Source organism: Aquabacterium sp. T101, from assembly GCF_057219775.1.
In genome coordinates this window covers 1-18,438 of the sequence record NZ_JBXVVZ010000007.1, presented here as the reverse complement: position 1 = coordinate 18,438, position 18,438 = coordinate 1, and the positions used below count along the sequence as shown (strand labels likewise).

22 protein-coding genes are annotated in these 18,438 nt (G+C 71.7%); 8 read left to right on the top strand and 14 right to left on the bottom strand.

Annotation, left to right across the window (positions count from 1 at the left end; all coding sequences use genetic code 11):
- Positions 1–5: 5 nt before the first annotated feature.
- The 4 genes from phnE (at position 6) to AC2EAQ_RS15555 (ending at position 4,894) form a co-directional block, all read left to right on the top strand.
- On the top strand, positions 6–827 hold the full coding sequence (phnE, locus tag AC2EAQ_RS15570) for a phosphonate ABC transporter, permease protein PhnE (RefSeq protein ID WP_484645262.1): 822 nt from the start codon (positions 6–8) through the stop codon (positions 825–827).
- 74 nt (positions 828–901) lie between these two features.
- Complete coding sequence (locus AC2EAQ_RS15565; RefSeq protein WP_484645261.1) at positions 902–3,052, top strand: dihydrolipoyl dehydrogenase family protein; 2,151 nt, start codon at positions 902–904, stop codon at positions 3,050–3,052.
- A gap of 4 nt (positions 3,053–3,056) precedes the next feature.
- Positions 3,057–3,800, top strand: coding sequence for a DUF3047 domain-containing protein (locus AC2EAQ_RS15560; protein WP_484645260.1), 744 nt, complete (start codon positions 3,057–3,059; stop codon positions 3,798–3,800).
- Complete coding sequence (locus AC2EAQ_RS15555) at positions 3,797–4,894, top strand: slr1591 family oxidoreductase (protein ID WP_484645259.1); 1,098 nt, start codon at positions 3,797–3,799, stop codon at positions 4,892–4,894. Before AC2EAQ_RS15560 ends, AC2EAQ_RS15555 begins: the two co-directional genes overlap by 4 nt.
- Here AC2EAQ_RS15555 and AC2EAQ_RS15550 read toward each other — a convergent pair.
- The 5 genes from AC2EAQ_RS15550 to queG form a co-directional block, all read right to left on the bottom strand.
- Positions 4,879–5,475 (bottom strand): MarC family protein, encoded by a 597-nt coding sequence (locus AC2EAQ_RS15550; protein WP_484645258.1) that lies wholly within the window; start codon positions 5,473–5,475, stop codon positions 4,879–4,881. The two genes, AC2EAQ_RS15555 and AC2EAQ_RS15550, sit on opposite strands and share 16 nt — an antisense overlap.
- A gap of 45 nt (positions 5,476–5,520) precedes the next feature.
- The gene (gene xerD / locus AC2EAQ_RS15545; RefSeq protein WP_484645257.1) at positions 5,521–6,411 is read right to left on the bottom strand and encodes a site-specific tyrosine recombinase XerD; all 891 of its coding nucleotides are present in this window, start codon (positions 6,409–6,411) and stop codon (positions 5,521–5,523) included.
- On the bottom strand, positions 6,408–7,382 hold the full coding sequence (locus AC2EAQ_RS15540) for a tripartite tricarboxylate transporter substrate binding protein BugE (RefSeq protein WP_484645256.1): 975 nt from the start codon (positions 7,380–7,382) through the stop codon (positions 6,408–6,410). The genes xerD and AC2EAQ_RS15540 overlap by 4 nt, the downstream gene beginning before the upstream one ends.
- A 62-nt stretch (positions 7,383–7,444) precedes the next feature.
- The gene (locus AC2EAQ_RS15535; RefSeq protein WP_484645255.1) at positions 7,445–8,014 is read right to left on the bottom strand and encodes a chalcone isomerase family protein; all 570 of its coding nucleotides are present in this window, start codon (positions 8,012–8,014) and stop codon (positions 7,445–7,447) included.
- A gap of 124 nt (positions 8,015–8,138) precedes the next feature.
- Positions 8,139–9,293, bottom strand: a complete 1,155-nt coding sequence (queG, locus tag AC2EAQ_RS15530) for a tRNA epoxyqueuosine(34) reductase QueG (protein WP_484645254.1) — start codon at positions 9,291–9,293, stop codon at positions 8,139–8,141.
- Here queG and tsaE point away from each other — a divergent pair.
- Both tsaE and AC2EAQ_RS15520 read left to right on the top strand, forming a co-directional pair.
- Positions 9,276–9,770, top strand: coding sequence for a tRNA (adenosine(37)-N6)-threonylcarbamoyltransferase complex ATPase subunit type 1 TsaE (tsaE, locus tag AC2EAQ_RS15525; RefSeq protein ID WP_484645253.1), 495 nt, complete (start codon positions 9,276–9,278; stop codon positions 9,768–9,770). The genes queG and tsaE overlap by 18 nt on opposite strands.
- Positions 9,767–11,143, top strand: coding sequence for an N-acetylmuramoyl-L-alanine amidase (locus tag AC2EAQ_RS15520; protein WP_484645252.1), 1,377 nt, complete (start codon positions 9,767–9,769; stop codon positions 11,141–11,143). The genes tsaE and AC2EAQ_RS15520 overlap by 4 nt, the downstream gene beginning before the upstream one ends.
- An 11-nt stretch (positions 11,144–11,154) precedes the next feature.
- On the opposite strand, the gene AC2EAQ_RS15515 is transcribed toward AC2EAQ_RS15520, so the two are convergent.
- Complete coding sequence (locus AC2EAQ_RS15515; protein ID WP_484645251.1) at positions 11,155–12,087, bottom strand: AraC family transcriptional regulator; 933 nt, start codon at positions 12,085–12,087, stop codon at positions 11,155–11,157.
- 98 nt (positions 12,088–12,185) lie between these two features.
- Between AC2EAQ_RS15515 and AC2EAQ_RS15510 the strand changes: the two genes are divergently transcribed.
- The gene (locus AC2EAQ_RS15510; RefSeq protein ID WP_484645250.1) at positions 12,186–13,019 is read left to right on the top strand and encodes an SDR family oxidoreductase; all 834 of its coding nucleotides are present in this window, start codon (positions 12,186–12,188) and stop codon (positions 13,017–13,019) included.
- 6 nt (positions 13,020–13,025) lie between these two features.
- Here AC2EAQ_RS15510 and AC2EAQ_RS15505 read toward each other — a convergent pair whose 3' ends face one another.
- A complete protein-coding gene (locus AC2EAQ_RS15505) occupies positions 13,026–13,931 on the bottom strand; it encodes a LysR family transcriptional regulator (protein ID WP_484645249.1) in 906 nt (301 codons plus the stop codon).
- 141 nt (positions 13,932–14,072) lie between these two features.
- Here AC2EAQ_RS15505 and AC2EAQ_RS15500 point away from each other — a divergent pair, with 141 nt between their 5' ends.
- Positions 14,073–14,450 carry a cupin domain-containing protein gene (locus AC2EAQ_RS15500; RefSeq protein WP_484645248.1) on the top strand — a complete coding sequence of 126 codons (378 nt, stop codon included), beginning with the start codon at positions 14,073–14,075 and terminating at the stop codon, positions 14,448–14,450.
- A 10-nt stretch (positions 14,451–14,460) separates the two neighbouring features.
- Here AC2EAQ_RS15500 and AC2EAQ_RS15495 read toward each other — a convergent pair whose 3' ends face one another.
- The 7 genes from AC2EAQ_RS15495 to AC2EAQ_RS15465 all read right to left on the bottom strand — a co-directional run bounded on the left by AC2EAQ_RS15495 (position 14,461) and on the right by AC2EAQ_RS15465 (position 18,282).
- The gene (locus AC2EAQ_RS15495; RefSeq protein ID WP_484645247.1) at positions 14,461–14,958 is read right to left on the bottom strand and encodes a GlcG/HbpS family heme-binding protein; all 498 of its coding nucleotides are present in this window, start codon (positions 14,956–14,958) and stop codon (positions 14,461–14,463) included.
- A gap of 166 nt (positions 14,959–15,124) precedes the next feature.
- The gene (locus AC2EAQ_RS15490) at positions 15,125–15,673 is read right to left on the bottom strand and encodes a DUF1697 domain-containing protein (protein ID WP_484645472.1); all 549 of its coding nucleotides are present in this window, start codon (positions 15,671–15,673) and stop codon (positions 15,125–15,127) included.
- Between the two features lie 17 nt (positions 15,674–15,690).
- The gene (locus tag AC2EAQ_RS15485) at positions 15,691–16,323 is read right to left on the bottom strand and encodes a LysE family translocator (RefSeq protein ID WP_484645246.1); all 633 of its coding nucleotides are present in this window, start codon (positions 16,321–16,323) and stop codon (positions 15,691–15,693) included.
- Positions 16,323–16,565, bottom strand: coding sequence for a hypothetical protein (locus AC2EAQ_RS15480; RefSeq protein WP_484645245.1), 243 nt, complete (start codon positions 16,563–16,565; stop codon positions 16,323–16,325). Before AC2EAQ_RS15480 ends, AC2EAQ_RS15485 begins: the two co-directional genes overlap by 1 nt.
- 114 nt (positions 16,566–16,679) lie before the next feature.
- On the bottom strand, positions 16,680–17,267 hold the full coding sequence (locus AC2EAQ_RS15475) for a TlpA disulfide reductase family protein (RefSeq protein WP_484645244.1): 588 nt from the start codon (positions 17,265–17,267) through the stop codon (positions 16,680–16,682).
- 15 nt (positions 17,268–17,282) lie between these two features.
- Positions 17,283–17,660, bottom strand: a complete 378-nt coding sequence (locus tag AC2EAQ_RS15470; protein ID WP_484645243.1) for a VOC family protein — start codon at positions 17,658–17,660, stop codon at positions 17,283–17,285.
- 157 nt (positions 17,661–17,817) lie between these two features.
- Positions 17,818–18,282: a hypothetical protein gene (locus AC2EAQ_RS15465; protein ID WP_484645242.1), complete on the bottom strand. Its 465-nt coding sequence runs from the start codon at positions 18,280–18,282 to the stop codon at positions 17,818–17,820.
- Positions 18,283–18,438: the final 156 nt, after the last annotated feature.

Genomic DNA, 18,438 nt, shown 5'->3' with positions numbered 1-18,438 from the left:
CCGCCATGACACGCGCCGACGACGACACCCTGCGGCTGCCGCCACCCCTGTTCGACGCGCGCTGTCGCGCCTGCTGGTTCGCCGTCGCGGTGCTGGCGCTGGTGGTGGCCAGCTTCTGGTCGCTGGACCTGGCCTGGGGCGCCTTCCTGTCGGCCGAAGCGCTGAGCAGCATGGGCCGGTTCCTGGCCGAGTTCTTCCCGCCCGACCTGTCGCCGGCCTTCCTGGCCAAGGTCGGGCGCGCCACGCTGGAGACGCTGGCCATGTCGGCACTGGGCACGCTGCTCGCGGCCATGCTCGGGCTGGCGCTGGCGCTGCCGGCCGCGCGCCTGCACGACGGCGACCGCGCCTGGCTGCGCGGGCCGACACGCTGGCTGCTCAACGTGCTGCGCTCGATCCCCGAGCTGGTATGGGCCGCGCTGCTGCTCATCTCCGCCGGCCTGGGGCCGTTCGCCGGCACGCTGGCGCTGGCGATGCACACCGCGGGCGTGCTGGGGCGGCTGTTCGCCGAGGCGATCGAGAACGCGCCGCCGGCGCCGGCCTTCGCGCTGCGTGCCCAGGGCGTCGGCTCGGCACGGGTCTTCCTGTACGCCACGCTGCCGCAGATCCTGCCCCAGGCGATGAGCTACACGCTGTACCGCTGGGAGAACAATATCCGCGCCGCCGCCGTGCTCGGCGTGGTGGGTGCGGGCGGCCTGGGGCAGCTGCTGTCGTTTCACATGGGCCTGTTCCACATGGGCAAGACCTGCACCATCCTCGGCGCGATGCTGGGCCTGGTGGCGCTGGTCGACGCGCTCAGCTACGCCTTCAGGAGGGTTCTCACCCGTTGAGCGTCCCGAGGCGGGCGCCACCGTTGTAAGGTCCGCCCGCTGCGGCCGACCCAAAGGCCGCACCAGGAGGAAACATGTCGAAGAAGAAGCTCGTCGTCGCCGCTCTGCTGCTGGCTTTGCTGGCCGCCTTTTTCATCTTCGACCTCGGTCGTTTCCTCAGCCTGGACTACCTCAAGTCGCAGCAGGCCGCGTTCGCGGCGCTGTACGCCGAGCGGCCGCTGGTGGTGGCCGGCGCGTTCTTCGTGGTCTACGTGGCGGCCACGGCGCTGTCGCTGCCGGGAGCGCTGATCCTCACGCTGGCCGGCGGCGCACTGTTCGGCCTGGGCGTGGGCACGCTGCTGGTGTCGTTCGCGTCGTCCATCGGCGCCACGCTGGCCTTCCTGGCGTCGCGCTACCTGCTGCGCGACTCGGTGCAGGCGCGCTTCGGCGCCAGGCTGGCCGACGTGGACCGCGGCATCGAGCGCGAGGGCGCGTTCTACCTGTTCACGCTGCGCCTGGTGCCGCTGATCCCGTTCTTCGCCATCAACCTGCTGATGGGCCTGACGCGGATGAAGGCCTGGACCTTCTATGCCGTCAGCCAGCTCGGCATGCTGGCCGGCACGCTGGCCTACGTGAACGCGGGCACGCAGATCGCGCGCATCGACTCGCTGGGCGGCTTGCTGTCGCCGGCGCTGGTGGGCTCGTTCGTGCTGCTGGGCGTGCTGCCGCTGGCGGCCAAGAAGGTCATCGACGCGATCAAGGCGCGCAAGGTGTACGCGAAGTGGGCGCACCTGCGGCCGCGCGCCTACGACCGCAACCTCGTGGTCATCGGCGCCGGCGCGGCGGGCCTCGTCACGGCCTACATCGCCGCAGCGGTCAAGGCCAGGGTGACGCTGGTGGAAGCGCACAAGATGGGCGGCGACTGCCTGAACTACGGCTGCGTGCCGAGCAAGGCGCTCATCAAGACCGCCACGCTGGCACGCCAGATGCGCCACGCGGCCGACTATGGCCTGGCCCCGGCGCAGCCGGGCATCGACTTCGCGCAGGTGATGGACCGCGTGGCGCGCGTGGTGCGCGAGATCGAGCCGCACGACTCGGTGGAGCGCTACACCAAGCTCGGGGTGGACGTGGTGCAGGGCCGCGCCCGCATCACCAGCCCGTGGCACGTGGAGATCGCGCGCGAGGACGGCACGAAGCAGGTGCTGTCCACCCGCAGCATCGTGGTGGCCACCGGCGCCGCGCCCTTCGTGCCGCCGCTGCCGGGCCTGGACGACGTGGGCTACCTCACCAGCGACACGCTGTGGGGCCTGCGCGAGCTGCCGAAGCGCCTGGTGGTGCTGGGCGGCGGGCCGATCGGCTGCGAGCTGGCGCAGAGCTTCGCCCGCCTGGGCTCGCAGGTCACGCAGGTGGAGATGCTGCCGCGCGTGATGGCGCGCGAGGACGAGGAGGTGTCGGCCTATGCGCAGCGCGCGCTCGAGGCCGACGGCGTGGCCGTGCTCACCGGCCACAAGGCGCTGCGCTGCGAAAGGCGCGGCGACGCGAAGCTGATCGTGGTGCAGGCCGGCGGCGCCGAGCGCGACATCGAGTTCGACGCGCTGTTGTGCGCGGTGGGCCGCAGCGCCCGGCTCACCGGCTTCGGGCTGGAGGAACTGGGCGTGCCGGTGGGCCGCACGGTGACCACCGACGAGTACCTGCGCACCAACTTCCCCAACATCCTGGCCGCGGGCGACGTGGCCGGGCCCTACCAGTTCACCCACACCGCCGCGCACCAGGCCTGGTACGCCAGCGTCAACGCGCTGTTCGGATCGCTCAAGTCGTTCCGTGCCGACTACTCGGTGATCCCCTGGGCCACCTTCATCGACCCCGAGGTGGCGCGCGTGGGCCTGAACGAGCAGGAGGCCAAGGCGCAGGGCGTGGCCTACGAGGTCACGCGTTACGGCATCGACGACCTCGACCGCGCCATCGCCGACTCGGCCGCGCACGGCTGGGTCAAGGTGCTCACTGTGCCGGGCAAGGACCGCATCCTGGGCGTCACCATCGTCGGCGTCCATGCCGGCGACCTGCTGGCCGAGTACGTGCTGGCCATGAAGCACGGCCTGGGGCTGAACAAGATCCTCGGCACGATCCACACCTACCCGACGCTGGCCGAGGCCAACAAGTACGCTGCAGGAGAATGGAAGCGTGCGCACCAGCCCAGGAAGCTGCTCGAATGGGTCGAGAAGTACCACGCCTGGCGCCGTGGCTGACCCGATGAGGCCGCGGCGTCGCGCCCTGCCAGGCGCCTGGAAGGCGTCTGTCGCCGCTGCACTGCTGGCCGGCTGGGCGTCGGTGTCGCCGGCGCAGGCCCCCCTGCTGTCGCCGCTGGCCGGCGCCGCCGACGCACCCGCGCCGCCCTGGGCCTTTGCCGGGCTGCCGGCGCAGACCCTGCCGGCCACGCGCTACGGCATCGTCACGCTGGACGGCCAGCGCGTGCTGCAGGTGCAGGCGCCACGCTCCTACGGCAACCTCGTGCACCGGCTCGACGCCGTACCCGCGGGCACGCTGGCCTGGCGCTGGCGCGTCGACCGCCCGGTGCAAGGCGCCGACCTGCGCCGCAAGGACGGCGACGACGCCGCGCTCAAGGTGTGCGCGATGTTTGACCTGCCGCGCGCGGACGTGCCCTTCGTGGAACGCCAGCTGCTGCGGCTGGCCGAGCGCCGCAGCGGCCAGGCGCTGCCCAATGCGACGCTGTGCTACGTGTGGGACAACTCGCTGCCGCGCGGCACGCTGCTGGACAATGCCTACACCCGGCGCGTGCGCTTCATCGTGCTGGGCGGGCCGCCGGCGCAGTGGCAGGCCGAGCGGCGCGACCTCGGCGCGGACTTCCTGCGCGCGTTCGGCGACGAGGCCACGCAGGTGCCGCCCCTGACCGCGGTGGTGGTGGGCGCCGACGGCGACAACACCGGATCGGACACGCTGGGCTACGTGACCGCCCTGGAGCTGCTGCCCCGATGAAGCGCGTGCTGCTGCTCGGCGCCGGCCATGCGCAGCTGTCCGTGCTGGAGGCGCTGGCCCGCCAGCGCCTGCCGGGCGCCGAGGTGGCGCTGGTGACGCCGTCGACGCGCACCTGGTACTCGGGCATGGTGCCCGGCCTGCTGGCGCGCCGCTACGGCGCCGACGACTGCACCATCGACGTGGCCGCACTGGCGCAGGCCGCGGGCGTGCCGCTGCGCCTGGGCCGCGCCGTGGCGCTGGACGCGCAGGCGCGCGTGGTGACGCTGGCCGACGGCGAGCGCATCGACTACGACCTGCTGTCGATGAACACCGGGCCCACGCAGGACCGCGACCGCGTGCCGGGCGCGCGCGAGCACGCCCTGTTCGTGCGGCCGATGGAAAGCTTCGTCGAGCTGTGGCAGCGCACGCTGGCGCTGGCCGAGGAGCGGCCGCTGGCGCTGGTGGTCATCGGCAGCGGCGCCGCGGGCGTGGAACTGGCGCTGGCCGCCCGCGCCGCGCTCGGCCCGCGCCACAGCCTCACCGTGGTGTGCGACGGGCCGCTGCTGGCGGCCTACCCGAGCGCGGTGGGTACCCGGGCGCAGGCGGCGCTGCGGCGCGCCAACGTGCAGCTGCTGCCCGGGCGCTGCACCGAGATGCAGGCTCGCCATGTGGTCGTGGGGTCCATGCGCGTGAGCTGCGACGTGCCGCTGCTGGCCACCGGCAGCGACGCACCGGCCTGGCTGGCGGGCAGCGGCCTGGCGCTCGACGACGCCGGCTTCGTGCGAGTGGGCCCCACGCTGCAGAGCGCGAGCCATCCCAACGTGCTGGCTGCCGGCGACATCATCGTGCGCGACGACGCGCCGCACCCGCGCAGCGGTGTCTATGCCGTGCGCGCCGGGCCCACGCTGGCGGCCAACCTGCGCGCGCTGGTCGGCGGCGGCACGCTGGCGCCCTACGTGCCGCAGCCGCGCTCGCTCAACCTGCTGGCGCTGGGCGACGGCCGCGCCATCGCGAGCTGGGGCTCGTGGTCGGCCCAGGGCTGGCTGATGGGCTGGTGGAAGGACCGCATCGACCGCGCCTTCATGGCGCGCTGGCGCGATCAGCCGAAGAAGTAGCGCTTCAGGCCGGCCAGGATCATCTCCACCGCGATCGCGGTGAGCACGAGGCCCATCAGCTTCTCGATCGCGCTGACCATCGAGCTGCCGATGAAGCGCCGGATGCGGTCGGCCGCGATCAGCACCACGGCGCTCACCGCCATGGCCACCGCGAGCGCGCCCACCCAGTGCAGCAGCCGCTCGGGCTGGCGCGACGCCAGCAGCAGCACCGTGGCCATGGCCGACGGCCCGGCCAGCAGCGGCACCGCCAGCGGAAAAATCAGCGGCTCGCGCGACTTGCCGTCGCCGGCGTAGATCTCGCCGCCGGTGGCGAAGATCATCTTCATGGCGATCACCAGCAGGATCACGCCGCCGGCCACCTCGAGCGAGCGTTCGGACAGGTGCATCAGCGACAGGAAGCCCTGCCCGGCGAACATGAAGGCCAGCAGCACGCCCAGCGCGATGGCGGTCTCGCGCAGCGCCACGAAGGCGCGGCGCTCGGGCGCCACGTTGCGCATCACCGAGATGAAGATCGGCAGGCTGCCGAACGGGTCGAGCACCAGCAGCAGCAGCACCAGGGCCGACAGAAAGGTATGGTCCATCGGCGCATTGTCGCCGCCGCGGCGGTCACCGCCCGGCGCGGCGCGTCAGCCGCGCGGGTGGTGCTGCGCGTGCAGCGCGCGCAGCCGCTCGCGCGCCACGTGGGTGTAGATCGTGGTGGTGGAGATGTCGGCGTGGCCGAGCAGCATCTGCACCGCGCGCAGGTCGGCGCCGTGGTTGAGCAGGTGCGTGGCGAAGGCGTGGCGCAGCGTGTGCGGCGACAGCGGCGCGTCGATGCCGGCGCGCAGCGCATGCGACTTGATCAGCTTCCAGAACATCTGGCGTGTCATCGCGCCGCCGCGCGCGGTGACGAACAGCGCGTCGCTCGCCTGCCCGTCCAGGATGGCGCCGCGCGCGTCGGCCAGGTAGCGCTGCAGCCACGACAGCGCCTCCTCGCCGAAGGGCACCAGCCGCTCCTTGCTGCCCTTGCCGGTGACGCGCAGGCAGCCCTCGGCCAGGCCCAGCTGCACCGTCTTCAGCGTGACCAGCTCCGACACGCGCAGGCCGCAGGCGTACAGCAGCTCCAGCATCGCGCGGTCGCGCAGGCCGAGCGGCTTGTCGACGTCGGGCGCGGCGAGCAGCGCCTCCACCTGCGCCTCGGACAGCGTCTTGGGCACGCGCAGCGGCTGCTTTGCGTTGCGCAGCCGCAGCGTCGGGTCCGCGTCGGCCAGCCGCTCGCGCAGCGCCCAGCGGTAGAAGCGCTTGAACACCGTGAGGCGGCGATTGGCGCTGGTGGCACGCGAGCCGGCATGGCGCGCCGCGATGTAGCCCAGCAGGTCGCTCTCGCGCGCCGCCTCCAGGGCGACGCCGCCCCGCTCCTTCGCCAGCCAGTCGTGCAGCAACGTCAGGTCACGCCGATACGCCGCCAGCGTGTTCGAGGACAGCCCGTCCTCGATCCACAACGCATCAACGAACCGGTCGATCAGGGGAAGCGTCAATCCAGGGTCAGCTTCTGTTGTGCCACGACCTTCTTGTACACGTCGAACTCGGCCTGGATCTGCCGGGCGAACTCGTCGGGCGTGTTCAGCACCATCAGCGAGCCGGTGTCCTCGATGCGCTTCTTCACGTCGGGCAGTTCGGACGTGCGCTTGATCGCCGCGGCCACCTTGTCGATCACGTCCTTGGGCAGGCCCTTGGGGCCGAGCACGCCGTAGTAGGCCATGCGGTTCACCGGCTCCAGGCCCACCTCCTTGAAGGTGGGCACGTTGGGCAGCTGCGCCAGGCGCTGCGGGGCGGCCACGACGATGGGGATCAGGCGGCCGTCCCGGATGAAGGGCAGCGCCGAGGGCATGTTGTCGAAGATGATCGGCACCTGGCCGGCCACAGTGTCGTTGAGCGCCGGGCCCGCGCCACGGTACGGGATGTGCGTGATGAAGGTGCCGGTCAGGCTCTTGTACAGCTCCATCTGCAGGTGGCCGATGCCGCCCGTGCCGGAGCTGGCGAAGCTGAACTTGCCCGGGTTCTTCTTCACCACCTCGACGAAGGTCTTGTAGTCGCGCGCCGGGAAGCTCGGGTGCACCGCGATCACGTTGGGCGTGGCCGCGATGTTGATGATCGGCGTGAAGTCCTTCGTCGGGTCGTAGCCGATCTTGGCGTTGATGGCGGGGTTGGCGGCCGTGGTGCTGACCGTGGCCATGCCCAGCACGTAGCCGTCGGCCGGCGCCCGCACCACCTCGAGCGCGCCCACCGAGCCGCCGCCGCCGGCCTTGTTCTCGACCACCAGCGTCTGGCCCAGCGCGGCGTTGGCCTTCTCGGCCACCACGCGCGCCACGATGTCGGTGGTGCCACCGGGGGCGAAGGGCACGATCAGCCGCACCGGCTTGGCCGGGTAGGCCTGCGAGGCCGCCAGCGGGGCAAAGGCCGAGGCGGCCAGGGCAGCGGTCACGGCGGCGAGGGTTCTACGTTGCATGGACGGTCTCCATCGGGGGTTGCGGGATCGGATCGGGGCGCATCTTCGCAGGCTTGGCGCGACTAGCCCACCGGGCCGCCGAGCAGCCCTGTCTTCATCTCGGGGTCGGCCGGGCGCTCGCCCAGGAAGCAGCGCAGCAGCGCGGCGTACAGGTCGTCGCCGGGGATGGGGTCGAAGCGGGCGCTGCCGTTGCGGGCCATCTGCAGGCCGCGGCCGGGCAGGAAGTCCAGGTCGACCACGTCGCGCTTGCGCAGCTTGCCCATCGTGCGCACCTGGGTGTCGAAGCGCAGCATGCGCTCGGCCAGCCGGCCCGCGTCGGCCGGCGGCGTGTTGCGCGCCACGCCCTTGTGGAAGGCCTTGACGAATTCCTCGGCGTCCACGTCCACCAGCATGCGGATCTGCAGCCGCTTGGGGCCGGGCAGAGCCAGCACCTGGGGCGTGGTGGTGGCGCGGCGAGGCAGGTACAGCCCGGCGGCGTAGCCCTTGACCCAGGCCACGGCGCGCAGGCCCACGCCGTTGAGCAGCAGCGGCACGTCCGCCAGCGTGACGCCGCCGGCGAAGGTGGTGCCTTCCACCGTGATCGGCGTCGTGGCGCGGGCCGGCAGGGCAGCGGTGGCAAGGGCAGCCAGCATGAGGCGGCGGGTGGGCAGGACAGGGTCGGGCCGCCGGGGCGACCGGGCGGGCGGAAGGAGCGGCGAGGTCATCGCCGCACAACGCGCAGCGTGCCATCCCGGCCGACCGGCGGCGTTGTGGGCATCACTCACCGGGTTCCCCCGGAGCCAGGGCCCAGTCGATGTGCTCGCGCACCAGGGGCGACGCGGCGGCGGCCCCGGCGCGCAGCGCGTCGGCCAGGGCGGTGCGGGCGGCGGCGGAGGGTGCCGCGGGGCCGGCGGCGCGCAGGGCGTTGCCCAACCCGACGGCCAGGTTGCGCCGCCAGCGTTCGTAACCGATGCGCCGGATCGCGCTGCCCTCGGTGCGCTGCAGGAACTGCGGCTCGGTCCAAGACCACAGCTCCAGCAGGGTGGCCCCGTCGAGGCCGTGGCGCGGGTCGAAGTCCGGCAGCGGGCTGCGCTGCGCGTACTTGTTCCACGGGCAGGCGAGCTGGCAGTCGTCGCAACCGTAGATGCGGTTGCCCATGGCGCGGCGCAGCTCGCGCGGGATGGCGCCCGGGTGCTCGATGGTCAGGTAGGAGATGCAGCGCCGGGCGTCGAGCCGGTACGGCGCCACGATGGCGCGCGTGGGGCAAGCGTCGAGGCAGGCGCTGCAGGTGCCGCAGTGCGAGTCCACCGGCGCGTCGGCCGGCAGGGCGAGGTCCACGAACAGCTCGCCGAGGAAGAACATCGAGCCGGCGTCGCGCGCCAGCGCCAGCGTGTGCTTGCCGCGCCAGCCCAGGCCGGCGCGGGTGGCCAGTTCCACCTCCAGCACCGGCGCCGAGTCGGTGAACACGCGGTGGCCGAACGGGCCCACCTCGGCGGCCACGCGGTCGGCCAGCGCCTGCAGCCGCGAGCGCAGCACCTTGTGATAGTCGCGCCCCCGGGCGTACACCGACACCGTGGCCGCGCGCGGGTCGGCCAGGCGCTGCCATTCGGCGGCCTGCCAGTCCCCTGCCGGTGCGGTGTCCGGTGCGGCGTCCGGCGCGGCCATGCGGGGCAGGTAGTCCATGCGGGCGCTGACCACGCTCACCGTGCCCGGCACCAGCTCGGCCGGGCGCGCGCGCGTCATGCCGTGGCGCTGCATGTAGGCCATCGAGCCGTGGAAACCGGCGTCGAGCCAGGCCGCAAGACCGGGCTCGGCATCCGACAGATCCACGGTGGTCACCGCGATCTGGGAAAATCCCAGCTCCTTCGCCCAGGTGCGCATGCGGTCACGCAGCAGCGCACCATCGATCGAAGCATGTCCCTGGCGCAGCATCCCGCGATTCTAGAAACCCGCACCCTCACCTGGCCCGACGAGCCGGCCTGCGCCGCCTTCGCCGCCCGCCTGGCCGCCGCGCCCGCGTTGTGGCCCTCCACCTTCGTCGCGCTCGACGGGCCGCTGGGCGCGGGCAAGACCACCTTCGTGCGCCACCTGCTGCGCGCCCTCGGCGTGGCCGGGCGCATCAAGAGCCCCACCTTCGCGGTGATGGAACCCTACGACGTGCAGGGGCGCAGCGTGTCGCACTTCGACTTCTACCGCTTCGACGACGCGCGCGAGTGGGACGACGCCGGCTTTCGCGACGTGTTCGCCGCGCCCGGACTGAAGCTCGCCGAGTGGCCCGACAAGGCGGCGCCCGCGCTGCCCGTGCCCGACCTGCGCCTGCACATCGAACCCGACCCGGCGCACGACGACGCGCGCCGCGTCACCTTGCACGCGTTCACGCCGCACGGCGTGGCGCTGCTGGCCGCATGAGCCACCCGCCGATGCGCCCCACCCGCCGCCGCGTGCTGCGCGCCGGCAGCCTGGTGCTGCTGCTCAAGGCACCGCAGATCGCCTGGGGCGCCGAGATCGTGGCCGTGCGCGTGTGGCCGGCGGCCGACTACACCCGCGTGACGATCGAGTCCGACGCCGCGCTGGCGGCGAAGCACTCGCTGTTCGCCGCCCCGGACCGCGTGGTGATCGACGTGGACGGCCTGGAGCTGAGCCCGCAGCTGCGCGACCTGGTGGGCAAGGTGCGCAGCGACGACCCGTTCATCGCCGGCGTGCGCGTGGGCCAGAACCAGCCGCGCGTGGTGCGCCTGGTGATCGACCTCAAGCAGACGGTGGCGCCGCAGGTGTTCACGCTGGCGCCCGTGCCGCCCTACCAGCACCGGCTGGTGTTCGACCTGTACCCGACGCAGGCGCGCGACCCGCTGATGGAGCTGATCCGCGAGAAGGAGCGCGCCGAGGCGCAGGCCGCGGGCGCCGTGCGCGACGCGCTGGGCGAGTTCATCGGCAAGGTGGAGGCGCCGCCCGCGGCGGTACCGCCACGGCCGGCCGCACCGCCGGCGGCCGCGCCGGCGTCGGCCCCCGATCCGGCGGGCCAGACCGCCGTGCCGCGCCCGCCCACGCCCGAGCTGCTGCGCAAGGTGGACCGCCTCGTCATCGTGGCGCTCGACCCCGGCCACGGCGGCGAGGACCCGGGCGCCGTCGGCCCCACCGGCCTGAAGGAAAAGGACGTGGTGCTGTCGGTGGCGCTGGCGCTGCGCGACCGCCTCAATGCGCAGCCCAACATGCGCGCGTTCCTCACGCGCGACGCCGACTACTTCGTGCCGCTGGCCGAGCGCGTGCGCAAGGCGCGGCGGGTGCAGGCCGACCTGTTCGTGTCGATCCACGCCGACGCGTTCACCAACCGCGCCGCACGCGGTGCCAGCGTGTTCGCGCTGTCCGACCGCGGCGCCACCAGCACCACCGCGCGCTGGCTGGCCGACAAGGAGAACGCGGCCGACGCGGTGGGCGGCGTGAACCTCAAGGTCAGCCGCGACGCCCACGTGATGCGCGCACTGCTGGACATGAGCACCACCGCGCAGATCAAGGACAGCCTGCGCATCGGCCACGAGGTGCTGGGCCAGATCGGCCGCGTGGGCCGCCTGCACAAGCCGCGCGTCGAGCAGGCCGGCTTCGCGGTGCTCAAGGCACCGGACATCCCCAGCATCCTGGTGGAGACCGCCTTCATCTCCAACCCGGAGGAAGAAGCCAAGCTGCGCGACCCGGCCTACCGCACCAAGCTGGTGGACGCGCTGTTCACGGGCATCCGCCGCTACTTCGCGCGCAACCCGCCGCTGGCGCGCAACCGCCAGCTGTAGCCGGCTGGCCGTCAGCCCACCCCGAGGCGCCAGGGGTGGTGCCTGTCGGCGGCGTCGCGCTGACGGAAGGCCTTGGGCGACATGCCCACCGTGCGCTTGAACACCTTGGAGAAGCTGAACGCGTCCTGATAGCCCACCTCGGTGGCAACGGCCTCGAGCTTGTGGTCGGTTTCGCTGAGCAGGCGCATTGCGCGCTGCATGCGCAGCACGCGCAGGTGGTTCAGCGGCGTGTCGCCCATGGCGTCGCGGAATCGCTCGGCCAGCGACGTGCGCGACAGGCCCGCATGCTGGGCCAGCTCGTCCAGCGTCCAGGGGTGCGCGCTGCGCTCGTGCATGGCCGTCAGCGCGCGCCGCACCTGCGGGTCGCGCGCGGCATGGCTCCAGCCGTGTCCGGCCTGGCCCCGCTCGTCGGCGATCTCACGCAGCGCGTAGGTGAACACCGTGTCCAGCAAGGCCTGCACGATGGTGTCGGTGCCGGGCTGGGCGGCGCGGATCTCCTGTTCCATCAGCCCGGCGGCCAGCGCCAGCGGCCCCAGCCGCGGGCGCGCGTCGGCGCGCAGCACGGTCCAGGGCGGCAGTTCGGCGAAGAACGGATGCAGCGGCGTGCTCCACAGCTGGTAGGCGCCGCCCACGACGACGCTGCTGCCGTCCTGCACCGGCCCCAGCGCGTGCGAAATGGTCTGCGGTTGCAGGCCGGCCAGGCTCGGGCCCACGCTGAGCGCGTGGTCGCAGCCGCGCGCCATGAACGCCACGTCGCCGGTGGCGAGTGCCAGCGGCTCGGCCAGCGTGGGCGCGTGCACATGCACCGGCCCCTGCACCACCACGTGCAGCCCGATGCTCCGGTCGCACGGAAAGCGCAGCGCCACGTCGGCCGGGATGGCGCGCAGGCCGAGCACGCGGCGGCGCAGCCCGGCGTCCTGAAGAATGTCCGAAAGCAAGTCCATGGCGGACGATTGGACATGAAATCAGAACGATTGTCCATTCTCGGTTCGGATGCGGCGTCGGAAGATGCCTCCCATCGCAACCCACCCAAGGACCTTTCATGTCCCGCATCCTTGTCGTCGGCGCCAGCGGCACCGTCGGTTCCGAACTCTCCCGCCTGCTGCTCGCCCAGGGCCACACGGTGCTCAAGGCCACCAGCCGTACCCCCACCGCGCCCGATCAGGTGCAACTGGACCTCGTCAGCGGCGCCGGCCTGAAGGCCGCCTTCGACGGCGTGGATCGCGCCTTCCTGCTGGCGCCCCCGGGGCATGCCAACCAGGAAGCCCTGCTCGCCCCGCTGATCGACGAAGCCAAGGCGCGCCAACTGGAGAAGGTGGTGCTGATGACCGCGATGGGCGCCAACACCGACGAGAACGCGCCGATGCGCAAGGCCGAGCGCCGCCTGGAAGCGTCGGGCCTGGCCTACAACATCGTGAGGCCGAACTGGTTCATGCAGAACTTCAACACCTTCTGGCTGCACGGCATCCAGACGGCCGGCCAGATCTTCCTGCCGGTGGGCACGGCCAAGGGCAGCTTCATCGACGCCCGCGACATCTCGGCGGTGGCCGCCCGGCTGCTGACCAGCGACGCCTTCGACAACCGCGACTTCGACCTCACCGGCCCGCGCGCGCTGGACCATGCGGAGGTGGCCGCCGTGCTGACCCAGGCCACCGGCAAGCCGATCGGCTTCACCGACATCACGCCCGACGCCATGCTGCAGGGCCTGCTGGGCGCCGGCCTGCCGCAGGACTACGCGCAGTTCCTGGTGCTGATCCTGGGCTACTTCAAAGCCGGCTATGCCGAACGCACCACCGACGCCGTGCAGCGGATCACCGGCCACGCGCCGCGCACGATCGAGCAGTACGCGAAGGACTATCGCGCGAGCTGGGTCTGACAGGCCTCAGTCCGGCCCGGCACGGCGCTCGCGCAGCGACTCCAGCGCGTCGAGCAGCACGCGCACGCGCGGCGGCACGAGCCGGCCGGACGGCACCACGGCGCTCACCGGCATCGGCGCGGGCTGGTGCTCGGTGAGCACGGCCACGAGCCGGCCGCGCGCCAGGTCGTCCTCGACGATGTAGTCCGGCAGCTGCGTCACCCCCAGGCCCAGCAGCGCCGCCGTGCCCAGGCCCTCGGTGTCGCTCACCTGCACGCGCTGCGCGGGGTGGATCTCGACCACGCCGCGACCCTTGCGCAACTGCCAGGGCCGGCTACGGCCGCTGGTGGGCAGGCGAAACGTCACCGCCTGGTGAGCCGCCAGGTCCTCCGGCGTGCGCGGCGTGCCATGCGCCTTGAGGTAGCGCGGGCTGGCCACCATCACCAGCCGCTGCCAGTCGATGCGGCGCGCCACCAGCGTGGAATCGCCCATCTCGCCGATGCGCACCGCCAGGTCGATGCCCTCGCGAACGAGGTCGGCGAAACCGTCCTGCAACCGCAGGTCCAGCATCAGGCCGGGATGGCGACGCATCAGGTCGGCCAGCAGCGGCATCACGAAGCGCCGGCCGTAGAAGATGGGCACCGACACCCGCAGCGTGCCGGTGGGCGACGCCCGCGTGCCCGCGGCGTCGGCCTGCAGATCCTCCAGCTCGGCCAGCAGCCGCTCGCAGCGGTGGAACAGCCGCTCCCCGTCGGCGGTGAGGCTCACCTGTCGCGTGGTGCGATGGAACAGCTTGACGCCGAGCGACGCCTCCAGCCGCGCCACGCTCTTGGCCAGCGTGGACGGCGAGCCGCCGAGGTCTCGCGCGGCAGCGGCGAAGCTGCCGCGCCGCGCGGCCTGCGCAAAGGCGACGAACTGGCTCAGGCCCTGCATCGGCACGCCTCATTGAAGAACAAAGTTCCTCAATGTTATGGCTTTGAAGCCACTTGTGGCGCACCGCCCCGGCGCCGACACTGCCTTCCGTCCGAGGCGCCGCGGACACGACCACCCCGACACACCCTCTTGGAGAACCCGATGAACGTGATCGAACAAACCCGTCCCGTGGCCACCCCGATCCCCGGCGTGGCGCATGCCACCTGGGCCGGCCAGGACCAGGGCCTGCAGCAGCTGTCCGTCTGGCGCCAGACGCTGGCGCCCGGCGCGGCCACGCCGCCGCACCGCCACGACTGCGACGAGGTGGTGCTGTGCCTGTCTGGCTGGGGCGAGGTGCACACGGAAGGCGCGGTGCAGCGCTTCGGCGCCGACACCACGCTGGTGCTGCCCAGGGGCCGCGACCACCAGATCTTCAACATCGGCCCGCAGCCGATGGAGATCGTGGGCGTGTTCGGCGCCACGCCGGTGCTGACGCTCCTGCCCGACGGCAGCGAACTGCCGCTGCCCTGGCGCAGCTAGCCGGCGCGGGCTAGAACTCGATGGCGTCGCGGATGGCGGCGATGCCGGCCTTGGCGCAGTTGTCGTCCGCTTCGCCCCCGGGCGCGCCGGACACGCCGATGGCCCCGAGCGTGTTGCCACCGGCCTCGATCACCAGGCCGCCGCCCGCGGCGATGACGCGCGGCAGCGCTCGGATGCCACTCATCGGCATGCCGGGCTGCGTCTCGCGGGCGAGGTCGGTCGTCGGCGTGCGGAAGCTCGCCGCCGTCCAGGCCTTGTTCGACGCCACTTCCACCGTGTGCGCGCCGGCGAAGCGGTCGCGCAGCAGCGCCTGCACCAGGCCCGCGCGGTCCACCACGGCCACCGCCACCTGGTAGCCCTGCTTGCGGCAGCTCTGCAGCGCCGCGTTGGCCGCCGCCAGCGCGGTTTCCGTGGTGAGGGACCGGGTGGCGAAAGTGCCTTCCTGAGCCGACGCCGCGGCGCAGCCGAGCAGTGCCAGGGTGGCGAGAACACGATGCGTTGTCTTCACGATGGGGGCTCCGTTGTGTAGTTGGGTTCGCAGCGCGCGGGGTCGGCTCCGGGCAGGCGCCACCACGGCATGCTAGACCTCGGCGCAAGCCCCCGACGATCTGTCCGTTGGCGAACTTGTCGTGGATCAAGCCGATGAGGCTGCCCAGGACAGGCGCAGGGGGTGGTCATGACACGCCTTCGTGCTGCGGTGCACGGCCGGCCAGCAGATGGGCCAGCTTGCAGGTGGTGCCCCAGTTGCGGGTGGTGATGCCCCGGCCGGCCTTGCCCAGCATCGACTCCGCGGCCTTGCTCTGCAGCAGGCCGCCGGCGCAGTGGAGATAGGCCGCGTGGTCCGTGACCGCCAGGCGCTCGCCGGATTGCAGCAGGGGCTGGAGCGACGCGAGCGCCTGCAATCGGGCCGGGTCCATCGCGAACGCCACCAGGAACTTCGAGTTCTCCGACTCGGGCGGCACCATCGGGTTGAACTCGACGATCGCGCCGAACTCGGCCGCCGTCTTGACGATGACCGGCGTGACGACACCGAACCGCGCTTGCAGCGCCGAGGCGACGTCTTCGGCGAGCCCGGCCGCCGTGCGGCCGGTGGACGAGAACACGGCGTTGCCGCTGTTCAGCAGCGTCTGCACCGCAGTGCATCCCAGCGACTCGAGGGCGGTGCGGAAGTCCGCCATGGGCACCTTGTTGCCCTTGCCGACGTTCACGCCCCGCAGGAGCACCACGAAGCGGGCCACTGCTACGGCCGTGCGGCGCCCGCCACGAGCCGGAGCCCCAGGCCGAACATGACCAGCCCCGCCGCACGGTCGACCCAGACCTTGCAGGACAGGTAGGCCCGCTGCGGAGCGGCCGACGACAGCAGCAGCGCAACCAGCGAGTACCAGCCGGCCTCGACCAGGAACACCAGAACCAGCAGCATGCCTGCGAAGCCCAGGGACACGTGCTGCGGCAGGAACGCCGCGAACACGCTTGCGTACACGATGGCCGTCTTGGGGTTGCTCATCTGTGTGGTGAGCCCCAGCCAGAACGACCGCCGTGCCCGTGCACCCTGCGGATTGCCGGCCTGGACCGGCAGTGGATGCCGGGCCGCGCGGAAGACGGCCAGGCCGAGATGGCAGAGGTACAAGCCCCCCACAACCTTGAGCGCCACGTACAGCGATGGCACCGCGAGGAAGAGGCCCTGCAGGCCCAGCAGCGCAGCGGCGCCGAAGACCACGCCGCCCACGCCCATGCCGAGCGCGGCGCCCATGGCCTGCGCCCTGGACGAGGCGATGGCCTCGCGTGCCACCATCACGAAGCTCGGGCCCGGGCTGACCACACCCACTGCGAGGGCCCCGAGGATGCCGAGCAGCGCGAGGGCCTCCTGCGGCATCACTTGCCCCAGCGCCACGTGGGCGGCTCGCCCTTGAGCTTGCACACCCACAACAGCACGCCGGAGATCGCCACCATGTAGATGCCGAAGTAGTGCGGGTACGCTTGCGGCGGCAGCAGCCACATGCCCAGCCCCAGCAGCACGAAGTACACCGCCAGCACGACCCAGCCCTGCCAGGTGCTGGGAAAGCCCCATCCCCAGCCATAACGCTTGGCAGGGAACCAGTACGGCGAGTCCTTCATGGCGCAACCCCCTTGACTGCGGATCGTGAAGGGACTTTAAGGCCTTTGCTCGCCGGAGAGAAGCCGGGAACGAGACCGGATCTCCGTGACCGACTTCGGCGCCCTGAGCACCGATCAACGCGGCGGCTCGGCCAGAGCCAGATCCGCGTGCTCCGCCAGCCAGTCGATGCTTTCCTGGGACCAACCGCGCAACGTGGCGCGACGCCGTCCATCGCGGCCGACCATCACCGTGTGGGGAATGCTGGTCGGCGCCGTGAACGCCTTGCGCACGGACCCGTCCGGGTCGTGCGTCAGCAGTCCCTTGAGTTTGCCTTCCAGCTGACGGCTCACGCGGCGCCAGTCCGACGCAACTTCGGTGTTCACCAGGACCACGCGCAACTGCTCGGCGCTGACGGCCGACTGCAGTCTCTCCAGCGCTGGCAGTTCGGCCCGGCACTGCGGGCACCAGGCGGCCCAGAAGCAAACGACGAGAACCCGGCCGGGCAGGTCCCCAACCGTCCAGCTCTTGCCATCGACCGACGTGCCCAGCGGTACCCCGGCGTCAAAGTCGTCTCGTCTGGCCGGCCCCCCAGCCGCCGGCTTTGCAGGCTCATCTGCAGCACGGGTGATGCCGAATGCGCCAAGGGCCGGGGCCCCGGCCAATGCCAGCGCGAGCCTTCTGCGGCGGGATGAACGCTCTGGGGGAAAGACTCGGCTGCGCATGGGGGAACTCCAGGATCAGGCCTCAGGCCCGTGGCAGACGGCTTCGACATTGTGACCGTCAGGGCCGACGACGAAGGCCGCATAGTAGTTCGCGCCGTACTGCGGCCGAACCCCTGGGGCCCCGTTGTCCTGGCCACCCGCCTGAAGTGCAGCGCGATCAAACTCCTGCACCTGCAGCCGTGTCTGGGCGGCGAACGCCAGGTGAAGAGGCGAAGAGGTCGCCTGCCCGCCGGCACTGCGGATGCACAGGGACGCCTCGCTGTCCGGCCGGCACAGCTCGATGCCGAGAGGGCCTTCCGACAAGACCCGCACGCCCAGTGGCGCGAGCGCCTTGACGAAGAACTCCCTGCTGGCGGCGTAATCGCTGACGCTGAACACGACGTGATCGAACATGCGACTCCAGATCGATGGAGGGTCTACGAGGTCCGGCGTTCAGGCTCGAGAGCAAAGCCCGGCTGCGCTTGACCCGTGAGGCAGACGATAGACCAGAGCGTCACGCAGGCCAAGTGCCGAGCCGCTGCAGATCCGCACCCGCGAGGGGTTGGCCGTCTCAGCGTTCCTCCCACGAGACAGGCACATTGCGGATCTCCCGCTCGTTCCAAGCAGTGACTACTCCGCGAACAAAGGTGCCCTGACTCGTCTTTGCGACGTTCATTGACGCCACGTGATAGCGATAGCCTGCCCCGAGACGCTGTTGCGCCAAGGACTTTGCCTTCGTCGCTGACTCGCCATCGAGCAGGAGACTCAGGGAGACCACAAGCACCGCGACCAGACCGACGCCCAAAGCTGCGGGGATCCGCATGTCGCGCAACTTGCGACCTGCGGCGGCCCGGGCTTCGAGCATGGAGGGACGCCCGAGTTCACGCACAAGCCAGGCAAGCAATGCGAGGACGAGGACCAGCAAGCCCAGCGATGTGACCGTCGACAGCGGATTCAATCGAACGTGCGCAAGAGTGAGGTCAATCGGCTGCACAAGCGGCCAAGCCAGCACCAGTGCCGCGAAGGCAGCCATCATGAACGCGCTGACCCATCGAACAATGGACGCCGGCGATGTCCCGGAGTCTGTTGAACGCATGAGCTGAGGTGGCGGCTCCTTCGACCCGCATGCGCGAGCATGCGGGTTGCCTCACAAGCAACCGAAGGAGCCACCAGAGTGAAGTCTCACACGAAG

Coding starts and splice junctions, on each gene's coding strand:
- tsaE (WP_484645253.1), top strand. CDS start 9,276: ATGTCCCTGGCGCAGCATCCCGCGATTCTAGAAACCCGCACCCTCACC.
- AC2EAQ_RS15500 (WP_484645248.1), top strand. CDS start 14,073: ATGAACGTGATCGAACAAACCCGTCCCGTGGCCACCCCGATCCCCGGC.
- AC2EAQ_RS15510 (WP_484645250.1), top strand. CDS start 12,186: ATGTCCCGCATCCTTGTCGTCGGCGCCAGCGGCACCGTCGGTTCCGAA.
- AC2EAQ_RS15520 (WP_484645252.1), top strand. CDS start 9,767: ATGAGCCACCCGCCGATGCGCCCCACCCGCCGCCGCGTGCTGCGCGCC.
- AC2EAQ_RS15565 (WP_484645261.1), top strand. CDS start 902: ATGTCGAAGAAGAAGCTCGTCGTCGCCGCTCTGCTGCTGGCTTTGCTG.
- AC2EAQ_RS15465 (WP_484645242.1), bottom strand. CDS start 18,282: ATGATGGCTGCCTTCGCGGCACTGGTGCTGGCTTGGCCGCTTGTGCAG.
- queG (WP_484645254.1), bottom strand. CDS start 9,293: ATGCTGCGCCAGGGACATGCTTCGATCGATGGTGCGCTGCTGCGTGAC.
- phnE (WP_484645262.1), top strand. CDS start 6: ATGACACGCGCCGACGACGACACCCTGCGGCTGCCGCCACCCCTGTTC.
- AC2EAQ_RS15560 (WP_484645260.1), top strand. CDS start 3,057: ATGAGGCCGCGGCGTCGCGCCCTGCCAGGCGCCTGGAAGGCGTCTGTC.
- AC2EAQ_RS15555 (WP_484645259.1), top strand. CDS start 3,797: ATGAAGCGCGTGCTGCTGCTCGGCGCCGGCCATGCGCAGCTGTCCGTG.
- AC2EAQ_RS15540 (WP_484645256.1), bottom strand. CDS start 7,382: ATGCAACGTAGAACCCTCGCCGCCGTGACCGCTGCCCTGGCCGCCTCG.
- AC2EAQ_RS15480 (WP_484645245.1), bottom strand. CDS start 16,565: ATGAAGGACTCGCCGTACTGGTTCCCTGCCAAGCGTTATGGCTGGGGA.
- AC2EAQ_RS15505 (WP_484645249.1), bottom strand. CDS start 13,931: ATGCAGGGCCTGAGCCAGTTCGTCGCCTTTGCGCAGGCCGCGCGGCGC.
- AC2EAQ_RS15475 (WP_484645244.1), bottom strand. CDS start 17,267: ATGCGCAGCCGAGTCTTTCCCCCAGAGCGTTCATCCCGCCGCAGAAGG.
- AC2EAQ_RS15515 (WP_484645251.1), bottom strand. CDS start 12,087: ATGGACTTGCTTTCGGACATTCTTCAGGACGCCGGGCTGCGCCGCCGC.
- AC2EAQ_RS15485 (WP_484645246.1), bottom strand. CDS start 16,323: ATGCCGCAGGAGGCCCTCGCGCTGCTCGGCATCCTCGGGGCCCTCGCA.
- AC2EAQ_RS15550 (WP_484645258.1), bottom strand. CDS start 5,475: ATGGACCATACCTTTCTGTCGGCCCTGGTGCTGCTGCTGCTGGTGCTC.
- AC2EAQ_RS15470 (WP_484645243.1), bottom strand. CDS start 17,660: ATGTTCGATCACGTCGTGTTCAGCGTCAGCGATTACGCCGCCAGCAGG.
- AC2EAQ_RS15535 (WP_484645255.1), bottom strand. CDS start 8,014: ATGCTGGCTGCCCTTGCCACCGCTGCCCTGCCGGCCCGCGCCACGACG.